The sequence below is a fragment of the Nocardia sp. CDC159 genome, from assembly GCF_023740735.1.
In the GTDB taxonomy this organism is placed as follows: domain Bacteria; phylum Actinomycetota; class Actinomycetes; order Mycobacteriales; family Mycobacteriaceae; genus Nocardia; species Nocardia pulmonis.
On record NZ_JAMRXH010000001.1, the window covers coordinates 453,773 to 470,505 of the forward strand.

At 70.0% G+C, this 16,733-nt stretch carries 17 protein-coding genes; 10 read left to right on the forward strand and 7 right to left on the reverse strand.

What is annotated here, in order from left to right; genetic code table 11:
• Positions 1-8 precede the first annotated feature (8 nt).
• Complete coding sequence (locus NDR87_RS02145) at positions 9-1,496, reverse strand: sugar transferase (protein ID WP_251909055.1); 1,488 nt, start codon at positions 1,494-1,496, stop codon at positions 9-11.
• 502 nt (positions 1,497-1,998) lie between these two features.
• Here NDR87_RS02145 and NDR87_RS02150 point away from each other — a divergent pair.
• Genes NDR87_RS02150 through NDR87_RS02165 form a run of 4 tightly spaced genes read left to right on the forward strand, consistent with a single transcriptional unit; the run spans position 1,999 to position 5,694 of the window.
• Entirely contained in the window at positions 1,999-3,237 is a 1,239-nt protein-coding gene (locus NDR87_RS02150; protein WP_251909053.1) for a class I SAM-dependent methyltransferase, read from the forward strand.
• A complete protein-coding gene (locus tag NDR87_RS02155; RefSeq protein WP_251909052.1) occupies positions 3,234-4,022 on the forward strand; it encodes a glucose-1-phosphate cytidylyltransferase in 789 nt (262 codons plus the stop codon). The genes NDR87_RS02150 and NDR87_RS02155 overlap by 4 nt, the downstream gene beginning before the upstream one ends.
• On the forward strand, positions 4,016-4,663 hold the full coding sequence (locus NDR87_RS02160; protein ID WP_251909051.1) for a PIG-L deacetylase family protein: 648 nt from the start codon (positions 4,016-4,018) through the stop codon (positions 4,661-4,663). Before NDR87_RS02155 ends, NDR87_RS02160 begins: the two co-directional genes overlap by 7 nt.
• A gap of 2 nt (positions 4,664-4,665) precedes the next feature.
• Positions 4,666-5,694: an SDR family oxidoreductase gene (locus NDR87_RS02165; protein WP_251909479.1), complete on the forward strand. Its 1,029-nt coding sequence runs from the start codon at positions 4,666-4,668 to the stop codon at positions 5,692-5,694.
• Here the strand turns inward: NDR87_RS02165 and rfbC are convergent.
• Positions 5,678-6,247 carry a dTDP-4-dehydrorhamnose 3,5-epimerase gene (gene rfbC, locus NDR87_RS02170; RefSeq protein ID WP_251909050.1) on the reverse strand — a complete coding sequence of 190 codons (570 nt, stop codon included), beginning with the start codon at positions 6,245-6,247 and terminating at the stop codon, positions 5,678-5,680. The genes NDR87_RS02165 and rfbC overlap by 17 nt on opposite strands.
• A 95-nt stretch (positions 6,248-6,342) precedes the next feature.
• Between rfbC and NDR87_RS02175 the strand changes: the two genes are divergently transcribed.
• Together NDR87_RS02175 and NDR87_RS02180 are read left to right on the forward strand one after the other, a co-directional pair.
• Positions 6,343-7,452: a class I SAM-dependent methyltransferase gene (locus tag NDR87_RS02175; protein ID WP_251909049.1), complete on the forward strand. Its 1,110-nt coding sequence runs from the start codon at positions 6,343-6,345 to the stop codon at positions 7,450-7,452.
• 97 nt (positions 7,453-7,549) lie between these two features.
• Positions 7,550-8,164 carry an MspA family porin gene (locus tag NDR87_RS02180; protein ID WP_251909048.1) on the forward strand — a complete coding sequence of 205 codons (615 nt, stop codon included), beginning with the start codon at positions 7,550-7,552 and terminating at the stop codon, positions 8,162-8,164.
• On the opposite strand, the gene NDR87_RS02185 is transcribed toward NDR87_RS02180, so the two are convergent.
• The 5 genes from NDR87_RS02185 to NDR87_RS02205 form a co-directional block, all read right to left on the reverse strand.
• Positions 8,136-8,972, reverse strand: coding sequence for a glycosyltransferase (locus NDR87_RS02185; RefSeq protein WP_251909047.1), 837 nt, complete (start codon positions 8,970-8,972; stop codon positions 8,136-8,138). The genes NDR87_RS02180 and NDR87_RS02185 overlap by 29 nt on opposite strands.
• The gene (locus NDR87_RS02190) at positions 8,969-10,309 is read right to left on the reverse strand and encodes a polysaccharide pyruvyl transferase family protein (RefSeq protein WP_372494070.1); all 1,341 of its coding nucleotides are present in this window, start codon (positions 10,307-10,309) and stop codon (positions 8,969-8,971) included. The genes NDR87_RS02185 and NDR87_RS02190 overlap by 4 nt, the downstream gene beginning before the upstream one ends.
• A 131-nt stretch (positions 10,310-10,440) precedes the next feature.
• A complete protein-coding gene (dnaN, locus tag NDR87_RS02195) occupies positions 10,441-11,556 on the reverse strand; it encodes a DNA polymerase III subunit beta (RefSeq protein ID WP_251909045.1) in 1,116 nt (371 codons plus the stop codon).
• The gene (locus tag NDR87_RS02200) at positions 11,553-11,915 is read right to left on the reverse strand and encodes a hypothetical protein (protein WP_251909044.1); all 363 of its coding nucleotides are present in this window, start codon (positions 11,913-11,915) and stop codon (positions 11,553-11,555) included. The genes dnaN and NDR87_RS02200 overlap by 4 nt, the downstream gene beginning before the upstream one ends.
• Entirely contained in the window at positions 11,912-12,058 is a 147-nt protein-coding gene (locus NDR87_RS02205) for a hypothetical protein (protein WP_251909043.1), read from the reverse strand. The genes NDR87_RS02200 and NDR87_RS02205 overlap by 4 nt, the downstream gene beginning before the upstream one ends.
• Positions 12,059-12,232: 174 nt before the next feature.
• On the opposite strand from NDR87_RS02205, the gene NDR87_RS02210 reads away from it, so the two are divergent.
• From NDR87_RS02210 to NDR87_RS02225, 4 genes are read left to right on the forward strand one after another with little or no spacing between them, the layout of a single operon-like run.
• Positions 12,233-13,276: a glycosyltransferase family 4 protein gene (locus NDR87_RS02210; protein WP_251909477.1), complete on the forward strand. Its 1,044-nt coding sequence runs from the start codon at positions 12,233-12,235 to the stop codon at positions 13,274-13,276.
• Positions 13,273-14,424, forward strand: coding sequence for a glycosyltransferase (locus NDR87_RS02215; RefSeq protein WP_251909042.1), 1,152 nt, complete (start codon positions 13,273-13,275; stop codon positions 14,422-14,424). The genes NDR87_RS02210 and NDR87_RS02215 overlap by 4 nt, the downstream gene beginning before the upstream one ends.
• Positions 14,417-15,706: a lipopolysaccharide biosynthesis protein gene (locus NDR87_RS02220; RefSeq protein ID WP_251909041.1), complete on the forward strand. Its 1,290-nt coding sequence runs from the start codon at positions 14,417-14,419 to the stop codon at positions 15,704-15,706. Before NDR87_RS02215 ends, NDR87_RS02220 begins: the two co-directional genes overlap by 8 nt.
• Positions 15,703-16,707: a glycosyltransferase gene (locus NDR87_RS02225; RefSeq protein WP_251909040.1), complete on the forward strand. Its 1,005-nt coding sequence runs from the start codon at positions 15,703-15,705 to the stop codon at positions 16,705-16,707. The genes NDR87_RS02220 and NDR87_RS02225 overlap by 4 nt, the downstream gene beginning before the upstream one ends.
• Positions 16,708-16,733: the final 26 nt, after the last annotated feature.

Here is a 16,733-nt window from a genome sequence, read left to right on the forward strand (position 1 = left end):
ACATGGGCTCAGTAGGCACCGTCTCCCCGCGTCACCGCGCCGATCGTCTTGGCGATGAGCAGCAGGTCCAGCACCATCGACCAGTTCTCCACATAGGAGATGTCCAGCCGCACCGCATCCTCGAGCGACAGATCCGAGCGCCCGGAGACCTGCCACAGCCCGGTGACACCGGGCTTGACCAGCAGCCGCCGTCGCATCATGCCGTCGTAGGTGTCCACCTCGCGACGCACCTGCGGGCGCGGGCCGACCACGCTCATATCCCCGCGCAGCACATTGAGAAACTGCGGCAGCTCGTCGAGGGAGAACTTGCGGATCACCCGGCCCACCGGCGTGACCCGGGGATCCGCACGCATCTTGAAGAACAGCGGATTACCGCCGTTGGCCTCGATCAGCGCACCGATGTGCCGCTCGGCGTCGACGTACATGCTGCGGAACTTGATCATGCGAAACGGCTTGCCGTCCCGACCGATTCGCTCGGACCGATAGAACACCGGCCCCGGGCTCGTGAGCTTGATCGCGGCCGCGATGGCGATCAGCACCGGCAGGATCGCCAGCAGCGCCGCCGCGGCGAAGCAGAAGTCGAACACCGCCTTGCCGATCGAACTCGCGCGGCCGTACTGCGGGCGGCCGACGTGCAGCATCGGCATATCGGCGACCAGCCGATGCGTGAGCCGGGTGCCCGCGATGTCGACCAGGCCCGGCGCGACGATGAGCTCCACGCCCAGCGGATCCAGTTCCCAAGCCATGTGCCGGAAGTCGGCCGGGCCCAGATTGTCGGTGGCGGTCACGGCCACGGTGTCCGCGCCCGTCACCCGCACCGCCTCGAGCACCGAACGATCGTCTCCCACAACGGGAACGGTGCGCTGGTTCACGGTCAGGCCGGGCGGCTCGCCGTCGGGGGTGCAGACCCCGACGACCTGATATCCGGAGGTGAGATCGCGCGAGAAGGCGGCGACCATGGCCGCCGCCGACCCGCGGCTGCCGACCACCAGCACCCGGGTCGAATATCCGCCCGTCACCCGCCGCCGGGCGACCCAGCCGCGCCAGAGCCGCCGCTGCACCATCAGCCCGGCCAGCCCCAGCGGCAGCGCGATCGCCAGATAACCGCGGGCGATGTCGAAGCCGAAGATCAGTGAGCCGATGGCGATCGCCCCGAACAGCTTCAGCGTCGCGGCCACCAGGCGACGGTATTCCTCTGTGCCACAACCGATCACCCGCGGGGAGCGGGTTCCGGACCCGGCCAGGAAGGCAGCCCACACCAGTCCCAGCGACACCGAGACCACCGTGTAGCGCACCTCCCCGGGTAATCGCATGGCAAGCGGCGGGTCGGCGGGACCGCCGAACCGGATCACCTGCGCGGCGGCGACGGCGAATCCCACGACGACCAGATCACCGATCCATAATCGCCGGGCATATTCGACCTGCCACCGCTCGCGCTCGGATCGCGGCCGCGCCGCAGCGCGCGCGGGAGTACCCGCACGGAGCTCGAAACTCATGAAAGAACGCACCTCCCCCATGGGAGAACTCGGTTCGTTCCGATCCCCACTGACCGGTCCCCCACGGGATTTACGACCATGACACCCGACGGGTTCGACGATGGTTTCGTCGACCAGAAGCCGAATGTTACTGGGGGAGGTACGAGCGCGTGCCCCGAATACGCTCTGCGCCAACGTATCTCGCGGTTAGCTCGAAAAATGACAACCGGTCCCCTGTGATATCCCCTATCCTGCCGAAACCTGCGAACCGGCTGGTCCGAATGGGTCGCGGGGTCGGGATGCGTAAATGAGCCTTGCATTTCGCAAGATTTGCAGGATAGCTTCGCGAATACTCAGGGTCGGCATGTATACATACCGACCGGAATTCGCGGGCACATCCGCGCGTTCTCGGCGTGGCTGCGGCGAAAGATGTTGTAACGTAAGCCCGGTCGACGTCGACGTGCAGTTCGTGGCGGATTCCGCCACCGATCCCGGCCCGACGAAAGGTGGGGGGAATTCTTCCGTGCGTTGCCGTCTGTGTGACTCCGATCGAATGGTCAGTGTGCTCGATCTGGGCGCCACCCCGCCGTGCGAGAAGTTCCTCACCGCGGCCGAACTCGACCTTCCGGAGCCGACCTATCCGCTGCATCTGCGGGTGTGCGCGGACTGCCTGCTGCTGCAATTGCCGCCGCTGATCACCCCGGAGGAGACCTTCACCGAGTACGCCTACTTCTCCTCCTACTCCGAGAGCTGGGTCCGGCATGCGAAAACCTTTGTCGACCAAGCGATCACACGTCTCGAGCTGGGTCCGCAGCACTTCGTCGTCGAGGTGGCCAGCAACGACGGTTATCTGCTGCAGCACGTGGTGAGCGCCGGACTCGAATGCCTCGGCATCGAACCGTCGGTCAATGTCGGCGCGGCGGCGCGGGAGCGGGGCGTGCCCACGCTCACCGCCTTTCTCACCGAGGAACTGGCGCACACCGTCCGCACCGAATACGGCCCCGCGGATTTGGTGGTGGCCAACAACGTCTACGCCCATATACCGGATCTGCTCGGCTTCACCCGCGCGCTGCGCGAGTTGCTCGCCGACGACGGGTGGCTGTCGATCGAGGTGCACCACGCGCTGAATCTGGTGCGGCTGGGCCAGTTCGACACGATCTACCACGAGCATTTCCAGTACTACACGGTGCTCTCGGCCCAGCGCGCCCTGGCGAGCGCGGGCCTGACCGTGGTCGACGTCGAGACGCTGCCCACCCACGGCGGCTCGCTGCGGCTGTGGGCGCGCCCGGACGCGGTCGCGCAGCCCCACGCCCGGGTGAGCGAGCTGCTGCGCACCGAGGCCGCGGCCGGACTGCACGAGGTCGCGGGCTATCGCGGGCTGCGCCCGCGCGCCGAGCGGGTGCGCCAGCAGCTGCTGCGCTTCCTGCTCGACTGTCACGCCGAGGGCCGCAAGGCGGTCGGCTACGGCGCACCCGGCAAGGGCAACACCCTGCTGAACTACTGCGGCATCCGGCCGGATCTGCTGTCCTACACCGTGGATCGCAATCCGTACAAGCACGGCCGCTACACCCCCGGCACGCGCATCCCGATCCATCCGCCCGAGCGGCTCGAGCTCGATCGGCCGGATGTGGTGGTGGCGCTGCCCTGGAATCTCGAGGCCGAGATCACCGCGCAACTGCGGCACATCGGCTCGTGGGGGGCGGAACTGGTGTACCCGCTGCCCACTCTGCATCGCGCTTTACCCGCTGGGAGTCTGTCGTGAAAGTCGTTCTGTTCTGCGGTGGCTACGGTATGCGCATGCGCGGCGGCACCGACGATCCGGTGCCCAAGCCCATGCAGCTGGTCGGCCCGCGGCCGCTGATCTGGCATGTCATGCGCTACTACGCGCACTACGGACACAAGGACTTCATCCTGTGCCTGGGCTACGGGGCGGCCCACATCAAGAGCTTCTTCCTGACCTATCAGGAGTCGGTGTCCAACGATTTCGTCATCCGCGGCGGGCGGGTGGAGCTACTGGCCTCCGATATCAGCGATTGGACGATCACCTTCGTCGACACCGGACTGGAATCGGCCATCGGCGAACGGCTGCGCCGGGTGCGCGGCCATCTGGCCGGGGAGCGGTACTTCCTGGCCAACTACGCCGACGTGCTCACCGACGCCCCGCTCGACGAGATGATCGACAAATGCGTGGCCACGGGTGCGGCCGCCTCGATGATGATCGTGCCGCCGCAGTCGTCGTTCCACTGCGTGGACGTCGACGCGACGGGCAGCGTCGAGCACATCACCCCGGTCTCCCGGCTGCCGATCTGGGAGAACGGCGGCTATTTCGTGCTCACCCAGGAGGTTTTCGATCTGCTGCCGCCCGGCGGGGATCTGGTCGAGGACGCCTGCGGCGCCCTCGCCGCCCAAAAACGGCTCATCGGCTATCAGCACCTCGGCTTCTGGAAACCGGCCGACACCTTCAAGGAACGCGCCGAACTCGACGCCGCCTACCACTCCGGGCAGCGGCCGTGGATGGTGTGGGAGCACGGGCAGGCCGCATGCTGAACCTGCGCGGCGAGGTGCGCGAGGTCGCCCTGGTGGGCGCGCACTGCGACGATCTGGCGATCGGCGCGGGCGGCACACTGCTCACCCTGGCCGAGGCGGCCCCGGGCCTGCGGGTGCGGGCGCTGGTGCTGTGCGGCGGCGACTCGGAGCGTGGCCTCGAGGAGCGCGCGGCGCTGCAATCGTTCTGTCCCGGAGCCGATCTCGAGCTGACCGTGCTGACGATGCCGGACGGCCGCACACCCGCGTACTGGGCGCTGGTCAAATCCGCGGTGCACGAGCTGCGCCGGGGCTGCTCCCCCGACGTGGTGTTCGCCCCGCAGCCCGGCGACGCCCATCAGGACCACCGGCTGCTCGCGGAGCTGGTGCCCACCGAGTTCCGCGATCATCTGGTGCTCGGCTACGAGATCCTCAAGTGGGAGACCGACACCCCGCGCCCCACGCTGTTCCATCCGCTGCCCGAGGCGATCGCGCTGCGCAAGGCCGAGCTCCTGCTGAAACACTATCCCTCGCAACGGGATCGGGACTGGTTCGATGAACAGTCCTTCCTCGGGCTGGCCCGGGTGCGCGGCGTACAGTGCCGCGCCCGCTACGCCGAGGCGTTCGTGATCGATAAGGCCGCCGTCGTCTTCGGAGGTATGTGACCGTGCGGGTACTGCTCACCGGACATCAGGGATACCTCGGCACGGTCATGGCCCCCGTGCTGACCGCCGCCGGACACGAGGTGACCGGCCTGGACATCGGATACTTCGCCGACTGCGTGCTCGGCGACGCCCCCGCCGACCCGCCCGGGCGCACCGTGGACCTGCGCGAGGTGAGTGAGGAACAGCTCGCCGGATTCGACGCGGTCGTGCATCTGGCGGCGCTGTCCAACGATCCGCTCGGCGCGCTCGCGCCGCGGATCACCTACGACATCAATTACCACGCCTCGGTGCGGCTGGCCCGGCTGGCCAAACGGGCCGGGGTACGCCGATTCCTGTACGCCTCGACATGTTCGGTGTACGGGGCGGCCGGGGACGGACTGGTCGGCGAGGAAGCCCCGCTGCGGCCGCTGACACCCTACGCCGAGAGCAAGGTGCGGGTGGAGGACGAGGTGGCGGCCCTGGCCGATGCCGAGTTCTGCCCGGTATTCCTACGCAATGCCACCGCATTCGGCTTCTCGCCGCGGCTGCGCGCCGATATCGTGCTCAACAATCTGGTCGGCTACGCGGTGCTCACCGGCGAGGTGCGGGTGCTCTCGGACGGGACGCCGTGGCGGCCGCTGGTGCACGCCGCCGATATCGCGCGCGCGTTCACGGCCTGCCTCACCGCGCCCGCCGCGCGAGTCTCCGCGCGCGCCTACAACATCGGCGACGAGTCCAACAATCTGACCGTGGCGCAGATCGCCGAGGCGGTGGTCGCGGCGGTACCGGGTTCGCGGCTGGTCATCACCGGCGAGACCGGATCCGACCCGCGCTCCTACCGGGTCGACTTCTCCCGGGCGCGAGCCGAACTCGGCTTCGAGGCGAGCTGGAGCGTCGCCGACGGCGCGGTGGAGTTGGCGCGGGAATACCGCGCGCGGGGACTGACCGCCGCGGACTTCACCGGGCGCTTCACCCGGCTGGCCCAGCTGCGCGAGCTGAAGGACACCGGAGCAGTGGACGACACGCTGCGCCGGATCACGATCGGGGCGTGAGATGCAGTGCGGCGGCCAGCTCGGCCCAGCTGCCCGCGGCGCGGTCGCGGCCCGAGACGACGGTGACCGGCTGCGGCCAGACGATGCCCAGTTCCGGATCGTCGTGGGCGACCGCGAGATCCTCGGCCGGATCGTGCGGACGGTCGATGCGGTAGCACACATCGGCGACATCGGTCAGCGCCTGGAAGCCGTGCAGGAATCCCGGTGGCACATACAGATGCCGGAAATCGTTGTCGTCCAACAGGAATGCCTGCGTGCGGCCGAAGGTCGGCGACTCCGGACGGATATCGATCAGGACGTCGTGGATCGCGCCGTGGGCGCAGCGCACCAGCTTCGCCTCGCCGCGTCCGGACCGGCCGTGCATACCGCGCACGACCCCGCGCACCGAGCGCGACTGCGAATCCTGCACGAAGGCGGCGGCCGCGCCGGTCACGCCCAGATACGCGTCGAACTCCGCGGCGTCGAAGGTGCGGGTGAACAGGCCTCGTTCGTCACGATGCGGCTGGGGGGTCAACACGAGCACATCGGCCAGTTCGGCCGGTTCGATACGCACCCAGACATCGTGACATGCGGCGGGCGCGGTGAGCGGGCAATCGACCCGGTCCCGCCGCTACCCGTATCGCGGCCCCGGCACGGCGAGGCGGCGGCATGAGCGGTTCCCGTGCCGTCGTCCTCGGCCGCGGCGGGTGCCGGGCCTGCGGTTCGAACGCCCTGAGCGAGGTGCTCGACCTCGGGAAAATGCCTGCGGCCGACCACTTTCCCGAGCGCGACGAACCCTTCGAGACCGATCCCCTGCACGCGCTGGCGATGGTCGTGTGCCACTCCTGCGGCCTGGCGCAGCTGGCCGAGGACGACACCGTCACCGATGAGCCGCGCGGGGTGGAACCGCGCGCGCTGCGCGAGCAGGCCGCCGACGCGGTGGCCCGAATCGCCGCCACCGGCCTGCTGCGGGGGCGCACGGTGCGGGAATTCGGCAGCCCGCACGGCGGCACCTGGCTGCCGCTGCTCGCCGCGCACGGCTGTCTGGAGACACCGGGCGCTCCGGCGGATGTCGTCGTGGACAGCTTCGGGCTTATGCACTGCCCCGACCAGCGCGCCGCGGCGCTCGAACGGGCGGGAGCGGTTCGCGCGGACGGGGTGCTGCTGCTGCAATTCCATTCGCTGCGTGCCATTCTCGCCCAGGGGCAGTGGAACGCCCTGCGGCACGGGCATTTCGCGTACTACACCCTCACCACGCTGTGCGCGCTGTTCGCGGGTGTCGGCATGCGTCCCGCCACGGCCTGGGAGTTCGATCTCTACGGCGGCACGGTCCTGGTCGCCTTCGTCCACCGGCCGGTCGCCCCGGACCGGCGGGTGCGAGCCATCCTCGACGCCGAAACCGGCCTCGACGACCCGGCGCTGCTGGCCACCCTGCAGACCGCCGCCGACGAGCAGGCCGAGGCGCTGCGCCGCTGGCTCGACGAGGAGGCGGCGCACCACCGTCGCGTCTACGCCTACGGCGCCGCCTCCCGCGCGGTCGCGCTGTTCGCCCGCGCGGGGCTGCGCCGCGATCGGCTCGCCGGGGTCGCCGACGCCTCCCTCGCCAAACAGGGTCGCCGGATGCCGGGCACCGACATTCCGATCGTCTGCCCGGCCGCCCTCGTTGCGGCGCAACCGGATCGGGTGCTGCTCACCCTGCCCGATCTGGTCCACGAGGTGGCCGCGCAACTACCGAGTCTGCGCGGCCGGTGGGTGGTCGACATACCGCGGCCGCCGTGAACCGCGCCGGGGACCGGTAGCGGAGATGATCGTCGGCCGGGGCCGACACCAGGGACGGCGCGCTCGGCACGGTGCGCCGGTAGATGAGGAACGGGATATGAAGCACACGACTCTCGCGCGCACCATCGTCGCCGCGGCCGCCGCGGTCGGCCTGTTCACCGGCGTCGGCACCGCCACCGCCGGGGTGGACAGCAGCAACAGCATCGTCGACGACGGCGACCGGACCGTGGCGGCGATCGCCGAGGACACCCGCATCGAATTCGTTCCGCCGCTGGACGGCAACCCGCTCACCCGCGAATGGTTCCACCACGGGCGGGCCGGATTCCGGATCACCGGGCCGGACGCCGACGAATGGCGCGGGCATATCACCATCGGCTACATGGTCGGATTCCCGGCCACCCTCAACGGAAAGATCAAATTCCAATACCAGACCCCGGGATTGAGCCTCGAGCTCGGCAGTGAGCCCAAACTCAACTTCTTCGATCTGATTCCGCGGGCGGGGGTCGAACTGGAGGTCGGATTCGGGCCGGGCATCAAGACCATCGACTGCACCGGCGGCGACATCGCCGGGCCCGAGGGCTTCATCCGAATGTCGGGCTTCCACGGCACGGTCACCGGTGTGCTCGGACCGACCACCATCCGCCCCTACGTGAAACTCACCAGCGCCGACGGTGACATGGTGGTCACCTACGGCCCGCTCTCGACGATCTGATCGGCTCGATCGTCCGCGCCCGCAACCGCTCGGCCGCCTGCCGCACCAGCCGTAGATCCCCGGTCAGCACGTCGGGGGTCGTGAGCAGGTCCGGATATTCGCGGCCGAGCCGGTGGTGGAAGCGCGCCATCTCGGTCAGCTTGGACACCGTGGAGGTGCTGCTGCACAGGTTGAACGAGGAATTGCGCCAGGCGGCAAGGATATTCGGCATCCCGTAGAACAGGCCGAACTCGCAGACCCGGGCGAACAGGTCCACGTCCATCGGAAAGACCAGATCGCCCCGAAAGCCACCGACGCGTTCGAAATCGGCGCGGCGGAATATCGCCGCGGCGGTCGGCCCGAAGTCGGCGGGGCCGCGGCGCACGATGGTGCGCATGAGCGTGCGAGCCGGATGCGGGCCCAGCAACCCGGGCAGGCCCAGATCGGTCGCCTCGACCGCACCCGACTCGTCGATCACCTCGAATTTGGCCGAACCGCAGGCGATGTCGCGATCGTCCATGAGCTCGAGCTGTGCCCACAGCGCGCCCGGCAGCAGGATGTCGTCGGCGCACACCACCTTCACCAGCTCGCCGGAGGAGAGTGCGACGGCCTTGTTCCAGTTCTCGCCGATGTCGAGCACCCGGTCGTTGCGATGCGGGCGCACCCGGCGGTCGTCGAAGGATCGCGCGATCGCACCGGTGTCGTCGGTGCTGGCATTGTCGAGCACGGTCAGCTCGAGGTCGACGTCCTGGTCGAGGATCGAGCGCAGCGTCGCCTCGAGGGTGCGGGCGGCATTGTAGGCCGGAACGCATACCGAAAGCGTCGTCATCTGTCCCCCTGGGCCGGTACCGCGGTCGGTTCGCCCTCCACGAGCCGGAAGATCCGGTCCAGCGCGGCACGGGCGGCGCTGATCTGCTCGACGGCCCGGTGCCGCAGGGGTTCCCGCAGCGTGGGCGCGTTGTCCCACTGCCGCCGGATCGCGGCGGTGAGCATATGCTCGAGATCCGGGTCCCGCAGATCGATCACGTGCAGGCCGGTCCCGAACATCTCGGCCAGCCCGTGGAACTTGTCGTCGTAGTAGCGCGAGACGGTGATGCCGATCGCCGGAATACCCTGCGACAGCGCGAAGACCGCCAGATGGTAGGCGCTGGTGACCACGACCCGGCAGCGCGACACCTGCCGGGCCACCTCGGCCGCGGTGCCCGCGCGGCCGATCGGGCGACGGGTGCGCCCCGCACCCGCGAGCAGCGGCAGCGTGCAGCGACGGTCCTCGGAGTCGTATTCGGAGATGATCAGCGGCGCGAGCGCGGTGTCGAACTCGTCGGCCAACCCGCGCACCACCGCGCCGAGCACGGACCGCGCCCGCGCGTCGACCCGCGCGTACTCCGCTACACGCAAACAGATTCCGAGATCCGCGCCGGGAATGGTGGGTCGCAACCCGTGGGCCAGTTCCACCGCATCGTCTCCGGTGACCGCGATGCGGTCGGCCGGTACGCCCAGTTCGGCCAGCAGCGCCGGGCCGCGGCGGCCCTCGCGCACGGCGATGAGGCCGACCTCGGGCAGCACCTTGGCCGCGCGGGCGAGCAGTTCACGATCGTCGATCGGTCCGATGCCCTGGCCGACCATGGCCGTCGGAATGCCCTGCGCCTGCGCGTATTCGAGCAGATTCAGGGTGCGGTGGGCCTGGTATCGGTCCACATCGGTGAAATAGCCGCCGCCCTGGGCCAGCACCAGCGCGGAGCTCGCGACCGCGGCGGGCAGCGGCGGGGTGGACGGGACGTCGGCCCGGGCCGCGCCGCCGCGCAGCGCCCGTAACCGCGACTTCGGCCCGTCGGTGCGGGCCCGCCACCGCAGCGCGGCCAGGTCCAGTGGCCGGTCCCACGGCCGCGCGGTGGGCCAGTCCCCGCCGTCGCCGAGGCAGATCGGCTCCGCCTGCGGCAGCAGCGCCCGCAGAATGCGCGGCTGATCGGTGAGCATGCCGATCCGCGCGCCGGGCCAGCGTTCGCGCAGCCGCGCCACGGTGACCGCCATCATCGCGATGTCACCACGATTGCGCAGCCAGTATTCCCCGTTCTCGATCAGCACCCGGATGTCGTCGGCATTCGAGCTCGCGCCGAACTTCCCCACTCTGTCGTCCTTCCGCACGTCCGGTCCCCACCGGCTCATCGGTTCGGAGAAGCAGCACTGCCACGCCTGAGCTTTCATCGCAGCATGCCACAGCCCCGTTACGCAATATTGCGAAATACGCTCGGCACCAACAGGGTTCCGGTTGGTTTGCTTACCTCGCGCGGGCGCGATCAGCCCGGGGGCCGGATCGGCATCAGCACGTGGAGCCGCCGCTGGCCGTCGGCGGGGTCGCCGATCGGTCGGAAGGTCACCGCCCGGGTCGGGCCGGACATGACGATCTCGAGGCGCGGCAGGTGTACGGCCTGCAGGCCGTCGAGCAGGTAGCGGGGGTTGAACGCGGTGGTCAGGGGCGGGCCGGTCAGCTGGGCGGGCAGCATCTCCTCGGCATGTCCGGCGCTGTCGTCGCCCGCGGTCAGCCGGACCGCGGATTCGGCGAAGGTGAGTTGGATTCGGCTGCCGCGGGTGGCGAGCAGGGCGACGCGCCGAACGGATTCGATGAGCGCGGCCGTGTCGACGCGCGCGAGGGTGGTGTGCTCGGCGGCGAGGTAGCGCTGATAGGGAGCGTAGGGCAGATCCAGCAGCCGCATGGTGTGCCGAGCGTTGCGCGCGCCGAGGGCGAAGACCGATCCGCTGGCATCCACGCCCAACTCCACGCGATCGCCGGTGCAGGTCTTGGCGGCGGCGGCGAGGGTGCGGGCCGGAATCAGCAGCGGCTCCGGTTTCCCGGAATCGACTGGAGTCCAGCCCAATTCGTGCACGGCGATCCGGAATCGGTCGGTGCACACCAGCCGCAGCCACGATCCGTGGAACTCGAGGTTCACACCCGTCAGCAGCGGCAGGGTGTCGTCGCGACCGGCGGCCACCGTCGCCCGCGCCACGGCCTCGGCGAATTCCGCGCCGTCGACGGTGCCCAGGATCGGCGGCGCGGCCGGTAACGCGGGGTAGTCCTCGACGGCCATGAGCGGCAACGCGAATCGCGCGGTCCCGCACACCACCCGCAGATACGCCCCGTCCGCGGCGAGCTCGATCGGCCGCGGCGGCAACGCCTTCGCGATCTCCATCACCAGCCGCCCCGAGACCAGCGCCGCACCCGGCTCGCCGACCACCGCATCGGCCAGCACCGCGCACGAGGAGACCTCGTGGTCGAAGGTCGCCACGGTGACCGATTCGCCCGTCGCCCGCACCAGCATCCCCGCGAGGATAGGAACCGGTGGCCGCCCCGGAAGGCTGTGCGCGACCACCGAAATCGCCCGAACCAGCGCCTCGCGCCCCACCCGAACCTTCATTCCGCCCGCCCCGTTCCATACTCGAGCCGGTGATACAACGCACTCGCCCGCGCGTGCGCGGCCTGCTTCGACCGATACCCGAAGGTCTCGGCAATGGTCGCCCACCCGACACCCCGCTCCCCCGCCGCACGCAACAGCGCAAGCTCGAGCCGATCCAGCTCGGCACGCGCCGCCGTCAACATCAACGCACACGCCCCCAACACCTCCGGCGTCGGCACCACCCCCTCGTCCGCGGCCAACCGCGAAACAACCGCCCGCACCGCCTCTTTCGGATCCTCCGGCACCCGCTCCCCCGCTCCGGGCGGACGGTTCAGCCACTCGCGCACCAGCGCGAGATCCCACTTCCCAGCCTCACTCACGCCCGCCAGCCTACCCAGGCTGTCAAAAAACTTTTGACGCCCCGGCGCGCCTCGATCATCCAGCGGGCCGTACGGCGATCGGGGCCGACGATCTGGTGGTCGAACGTGCGCGGATGCGTATTCAGGCCGAAATCGATTGGCATGAGAAGGTTCTCACCGATATCGACACGTTGCGGGTGTCGCCATGATTGCTGTCGGTTGACCGTCCTTCGTGGCGGGGTTCGCTTAAACTGGGGCCTCGACAGGGGTTCGGATCGGCATCGCGGCCGAGACAATTCGATCGACTCAGGGGTCGCATGCTGGGGCTGCGGGTGCATATGACGGGGGCGGAATGGTTTTCCGCCGCACCCGGTGGATTGAACCGGTACTTCACCGATCTGTATCGGGCGCTGTGTGGCACCGGCGAGATCGCGGTCACCGCAACGGCTTTCGGAGACCCACCGCCGGGCGGGCGGAGCTGGGGACCGACCGGTGGGTCCACTTTGCGGCGCGCCCAGCGCGCATTTGCCGACCGCGCTGGGTTTTCTCGAAAAACCATCCTTGATCGGCATTTCAGTCTGTACGGACCGCCCGCGCGCGGGCCGCTCGTGGTGCATTTTCACGGCCCCTGGGCGGGGGAAAGCCGGATCGCCGGAGAAACCGACCGGGCAGTGCGCGCGAAATACCTGCTGGAACGACTCCGCTATGCGCGCGCCGACCGTTTCGTGGTGCTCTCCGAGCACTTTCGCGATCTGCTCGTGGCGGACTACCGGGTGGCCGCCGACCGGATCGCGGTGCTGCCGCCGGGTGTCGATATCGACCGGTTCCCGCCCCCCGAACCGCCGCCCGCCGATCGCGCCCCGACCGTGCTGTGCGTGCGTCGGCTCGAGCGCCGCATGGGCATCGATGTCCTGCTGCGCTGCTGGCCCGCCGTGACCGACCGGCACCCGCACGCCCGACTGATCGTCGTCGGAACCGGAACGGCCGAACCACAGTTGCGCGCGCTGGCCGGCGCCGACGACTCGATCACCTTCACCGGACACATCGACGACGACGCGCTCATCCGCCGGTACGCGCACGCCACCTGCACGGTCGTGCCCTCGCTCGCCCTGGAGGGTTTCGGGCTGATCGCCCTGGAATCGCTGGCCGCGGGGCGGCCCCCGATCGTCACCGACTGCGGCGGCCTGCGCGATTCGGTGCGCGGCCTCGATCCCTCCCTCATCGTCGCGCCCGGCGATCCCGACGCCCTCGCCGCTCGCCTGGCCGCCGCGCTCGACGGCGCGGCGCCCCCACCGAAACAATGCCGCGCCCATGCGGAATCGTTCTCCTGGGCCCGGTGCGCCCACCGCCACCTCGACCTCTATCGGCAGTTGCGGGCATGACCAGGAAAGCGGTCTTCCTCACCCACACCGCGGCCCCCTCCGGCGCCGAACTCGCCACGCTGCGGCTGGTTTCCGCGCTGCGCACCCGGCTGGACCCGGTGCTCGTTTACACCGCCGACGGCCCGATGGTCGCGCGCACCCGGGCCCGCGGCATCGAGACCCGGGTGCTGCGCAACGATTTCGACAGCCGCGCGATGACCATCGCGAAGGCCGATCCGCGCCGCCTGCTCACCGGGGCGCTGGCACTGCTGCGGGTGGGGTGGACGCTCGGCGCGATGGTCCGGGAACTGAAGGGCGAGGTGGTGATCGCGCAGAGCACGAAGGCGCTGCTGATGGGCGCGGTCGCCGCCCGCCGCGCCCGCGTCCCGCTGATCTGGCAGGTGCACGACCGCATCGCCGCCGACTACTTCGGCCGTCGCCTCGCCCCGCTCATCCGGACCCTGGGCTGGCTGCTCGCACACGGCTATCTCGCCAACAGCCACACCACGCTCGCCACCCTGCACACCTGGCGACGCCCGGCCGCGGTCGCCTATCCGGGCCTCGAGCCGCGCCCGGCACTCCCACCCCGCCCGGCGCAGCGCCCGCCCGCCGACACCGTCGTCGCCGTGGTCGGCCGCCTCGCGCCGTGGAAGGGCCAGGACCTGTTCCTGCGGGCGGTTGCCGCCACGAAAACCGTTCCGCGGCAGATACTTCTGATCGGCGGCACCTTCTTCGACGAACAGCCCTATCGCGCCGAACTCGAGCGCCTGGCCGCCGAACTCGCCCTGCCGGTCACCTGCACGGGCCACGTCGACGATCCCGAGCATCGGCTGCGCGAGGTCGACATCCTGGTGCACTGCTCGGTCCTGCCGGAACCGTTCGGCCAGGTGGTCGTGGAGGGTATGCGGGCGGGCTGCGCGGTGGTCGCCACCGCCCCCGGCGGTCCGGCCGAGATCGTCGAGCCCGGCCACAGCGGACTGCTGGTGCCCGCCGGGGATCGCGCCGCGCTCACCGCCGCCCTGGACACCCTCATCCAGAGCCCGGAACTGCGTACCGAACTCGCCGACGCCGCCCAGCTCCGCGCACACCACTTCGACATCACCGAAACGGCCCGCACGGTCGCGGAGCTGCTGGATTCGGTGCGGCGAAAGCGATTCCGCCATGGCTGAGTCACCGGGCCGGTTCGGGGTGCTGCGCGATATCGGTTACGTCAGCTTCGGCAAATACGGGCAGTACGTCATCACCCTCGTCACGCTGCCGCTGATCGCCCGCCAGCTCGGCACGCACGGGGTGGGCCTGCTGGCGATCGGCATGTCGGCGTACTTCATCGGATCGCTGGCCGTGGATCTGGGTATCACCTCGTTCTTGGCGGCCAAGGTGCACGATGACGACACCGACGCCGACCTGGGCCGATTGCGCGGGACCTACCTGGCCATCCGGGTCACCACGCTCACCGTCCTCGGCGCGGCGCTGCTCGCGGGGCTGGCCCTGGAGGTGCGGCCGCAGGTGCACATGATCCTGCTCGGCCTGTTCGCCGGTGGGGTGTGGTCGAGTTCGGAGGACTGGCTGCTGATCGGGCAGGGCCGGTTCGGCACGTCCACCCTCTATCAGGGCGCGGGCCGGATCGGTTATCTGATCCTGCTGGTGGCCCTGCTGCCGCGCTTCCCCAGCGCCTCGACCGCCATGCTGTGCCTGCTGCTGTCGTCGCTGCTGACCGTGGCGCTCACCTGGTGGGACGCGGTGCGCACCTTCGGAATTCCGGGCCGCCCGGTGCAGCTGCGGCGGGTGCTGCGGATCGGCGCGCCGGTGGTGGCCTCGCGCACGCTGGTCACCAGCTACGGACAGGGTTCGGCGGCGGTGTATTCCGCCGTGCTCGACGCGGCCTCGCTCGGATTGTATTCCGCCGGAGACCGTTTGGTTCGCGCCATCCAGTCGCTGCTCGACCCCATCGGGTTCGCGCTGCTGCCGCGCCTGGCCCGGCGCCGGGCCGACGACTCGTTCTGGCGCGGCTCGTCGCGCTCGCTGGCCGGGTGTGTGGTGGCCGCGCTGATCGCGGTGCTGGGCGTGTGGGTGGCCGCCCCACTGCTGATCCACATCATGTTCGGCAGCGCCTTCGCCGGTGCGGTGCCGCTGCTGCGGGTGGAGGTGCTGATCCTGCCCGCCACCACGATCACCTCGTTCGTCACCACCGCGGTGCTGCCGGTGCGTCAGGACACCGCGGGGGTGCTGATCGGGGCCGTGCTCGGCACCGCGGTCGCGGCCGGGGCGCTGATCGTCGCGATACAGACCCAATCGGTGTGGACGCTGGTGTACGGCACGGTATGCGCCGAGGTCGCGGTCGCGCTGTGGTATCTGGCGCGGATGCGGTGGCTGGTCCTGCGCGAACGCGCGAGCCGGGCCGGGGCGGGACATCGGACGATCGCGCCGGTGCTGGAAGGGGACGCGTCGTGAGGATTCTGTTCGTCGGCGACGACTGGCTCGGCAGCAATGCCCGGTCGCTGGCCGACGGGTTCCGCCAGGCCGGGCACGAGGTGGTGGTCGTCGATACCACGGCCGTGACGCTGCCCGCCCGGCTCTCGCCACCGTGGCTGTACGCCAAGGCATCCGGCCGCCGCGCCCCCTGGAGCGTGGCGGCCGTGCACGAGCGCATCGATGCCCTGGCCGCCGAGTTCGCCCCCGACCTGCTGTTCGCCTTCAAGGCCGTGCACCTGGACCAGCAACGGCTGCTGTCGGTCCCGGCCGCCCTGCGCGTGCACTACAGCCCCGACGATGTGGCCAATCCGGAGAACATCAGCGCCGACTATCTCGCGCACGAATCCCGGTGGGATCTGATCGTCACCACCAAGCGGCACAACGTCGCCGAACTGCGCCAACGCGGCGCGGCCGCGGTGACCTTCGTCGCCAGCGCCTACGATCCGGCCTGGCATCACCCCGCCGCCCGGCGCGGCGGCCAGCGGTTCCTCGTCGGATTCATCGGGGCGCGCCGACCCGACCGCCGCACGCTCATGATCGAGCTGTCCCGCGAATACGGTGGCCGCTTCGCGGTATACGGGCCCGGCTGGCGGCGGATTCCGGCGCTGCGGCGCTCGCGCGCCGTCGTGCGCGGACCCGTCTACGGCCAACAGTTCTCCATCGCCGTGGCCGCCGTGACCGCCAATCTGGTGCTGCTCAACTCCGCCAACCGCGACACCCACACCTGCCGCAGTTTCGAAATACCCGCCGCCGGAGGCCTTTTCGTCGGTGAGCGCACCGACGAGCACGCCGCCCTGCTGGACGAGGGCACCGAATGCCTGCTGTTCTCCTCCACCGCGGAGCTACGCGACATCCTCAACCGCTGCGACCGCGACCCCGACGCCGCGGCCAAGATCGCCGAGGCCGGGTATCGCCGCATCGTCGCCGGAGGGCATCGCTACGTCGATCGCGCCCGCGAGATCATCCATGCGATCGGGTAACGAGCACGCCGCCGATGCGGACATAC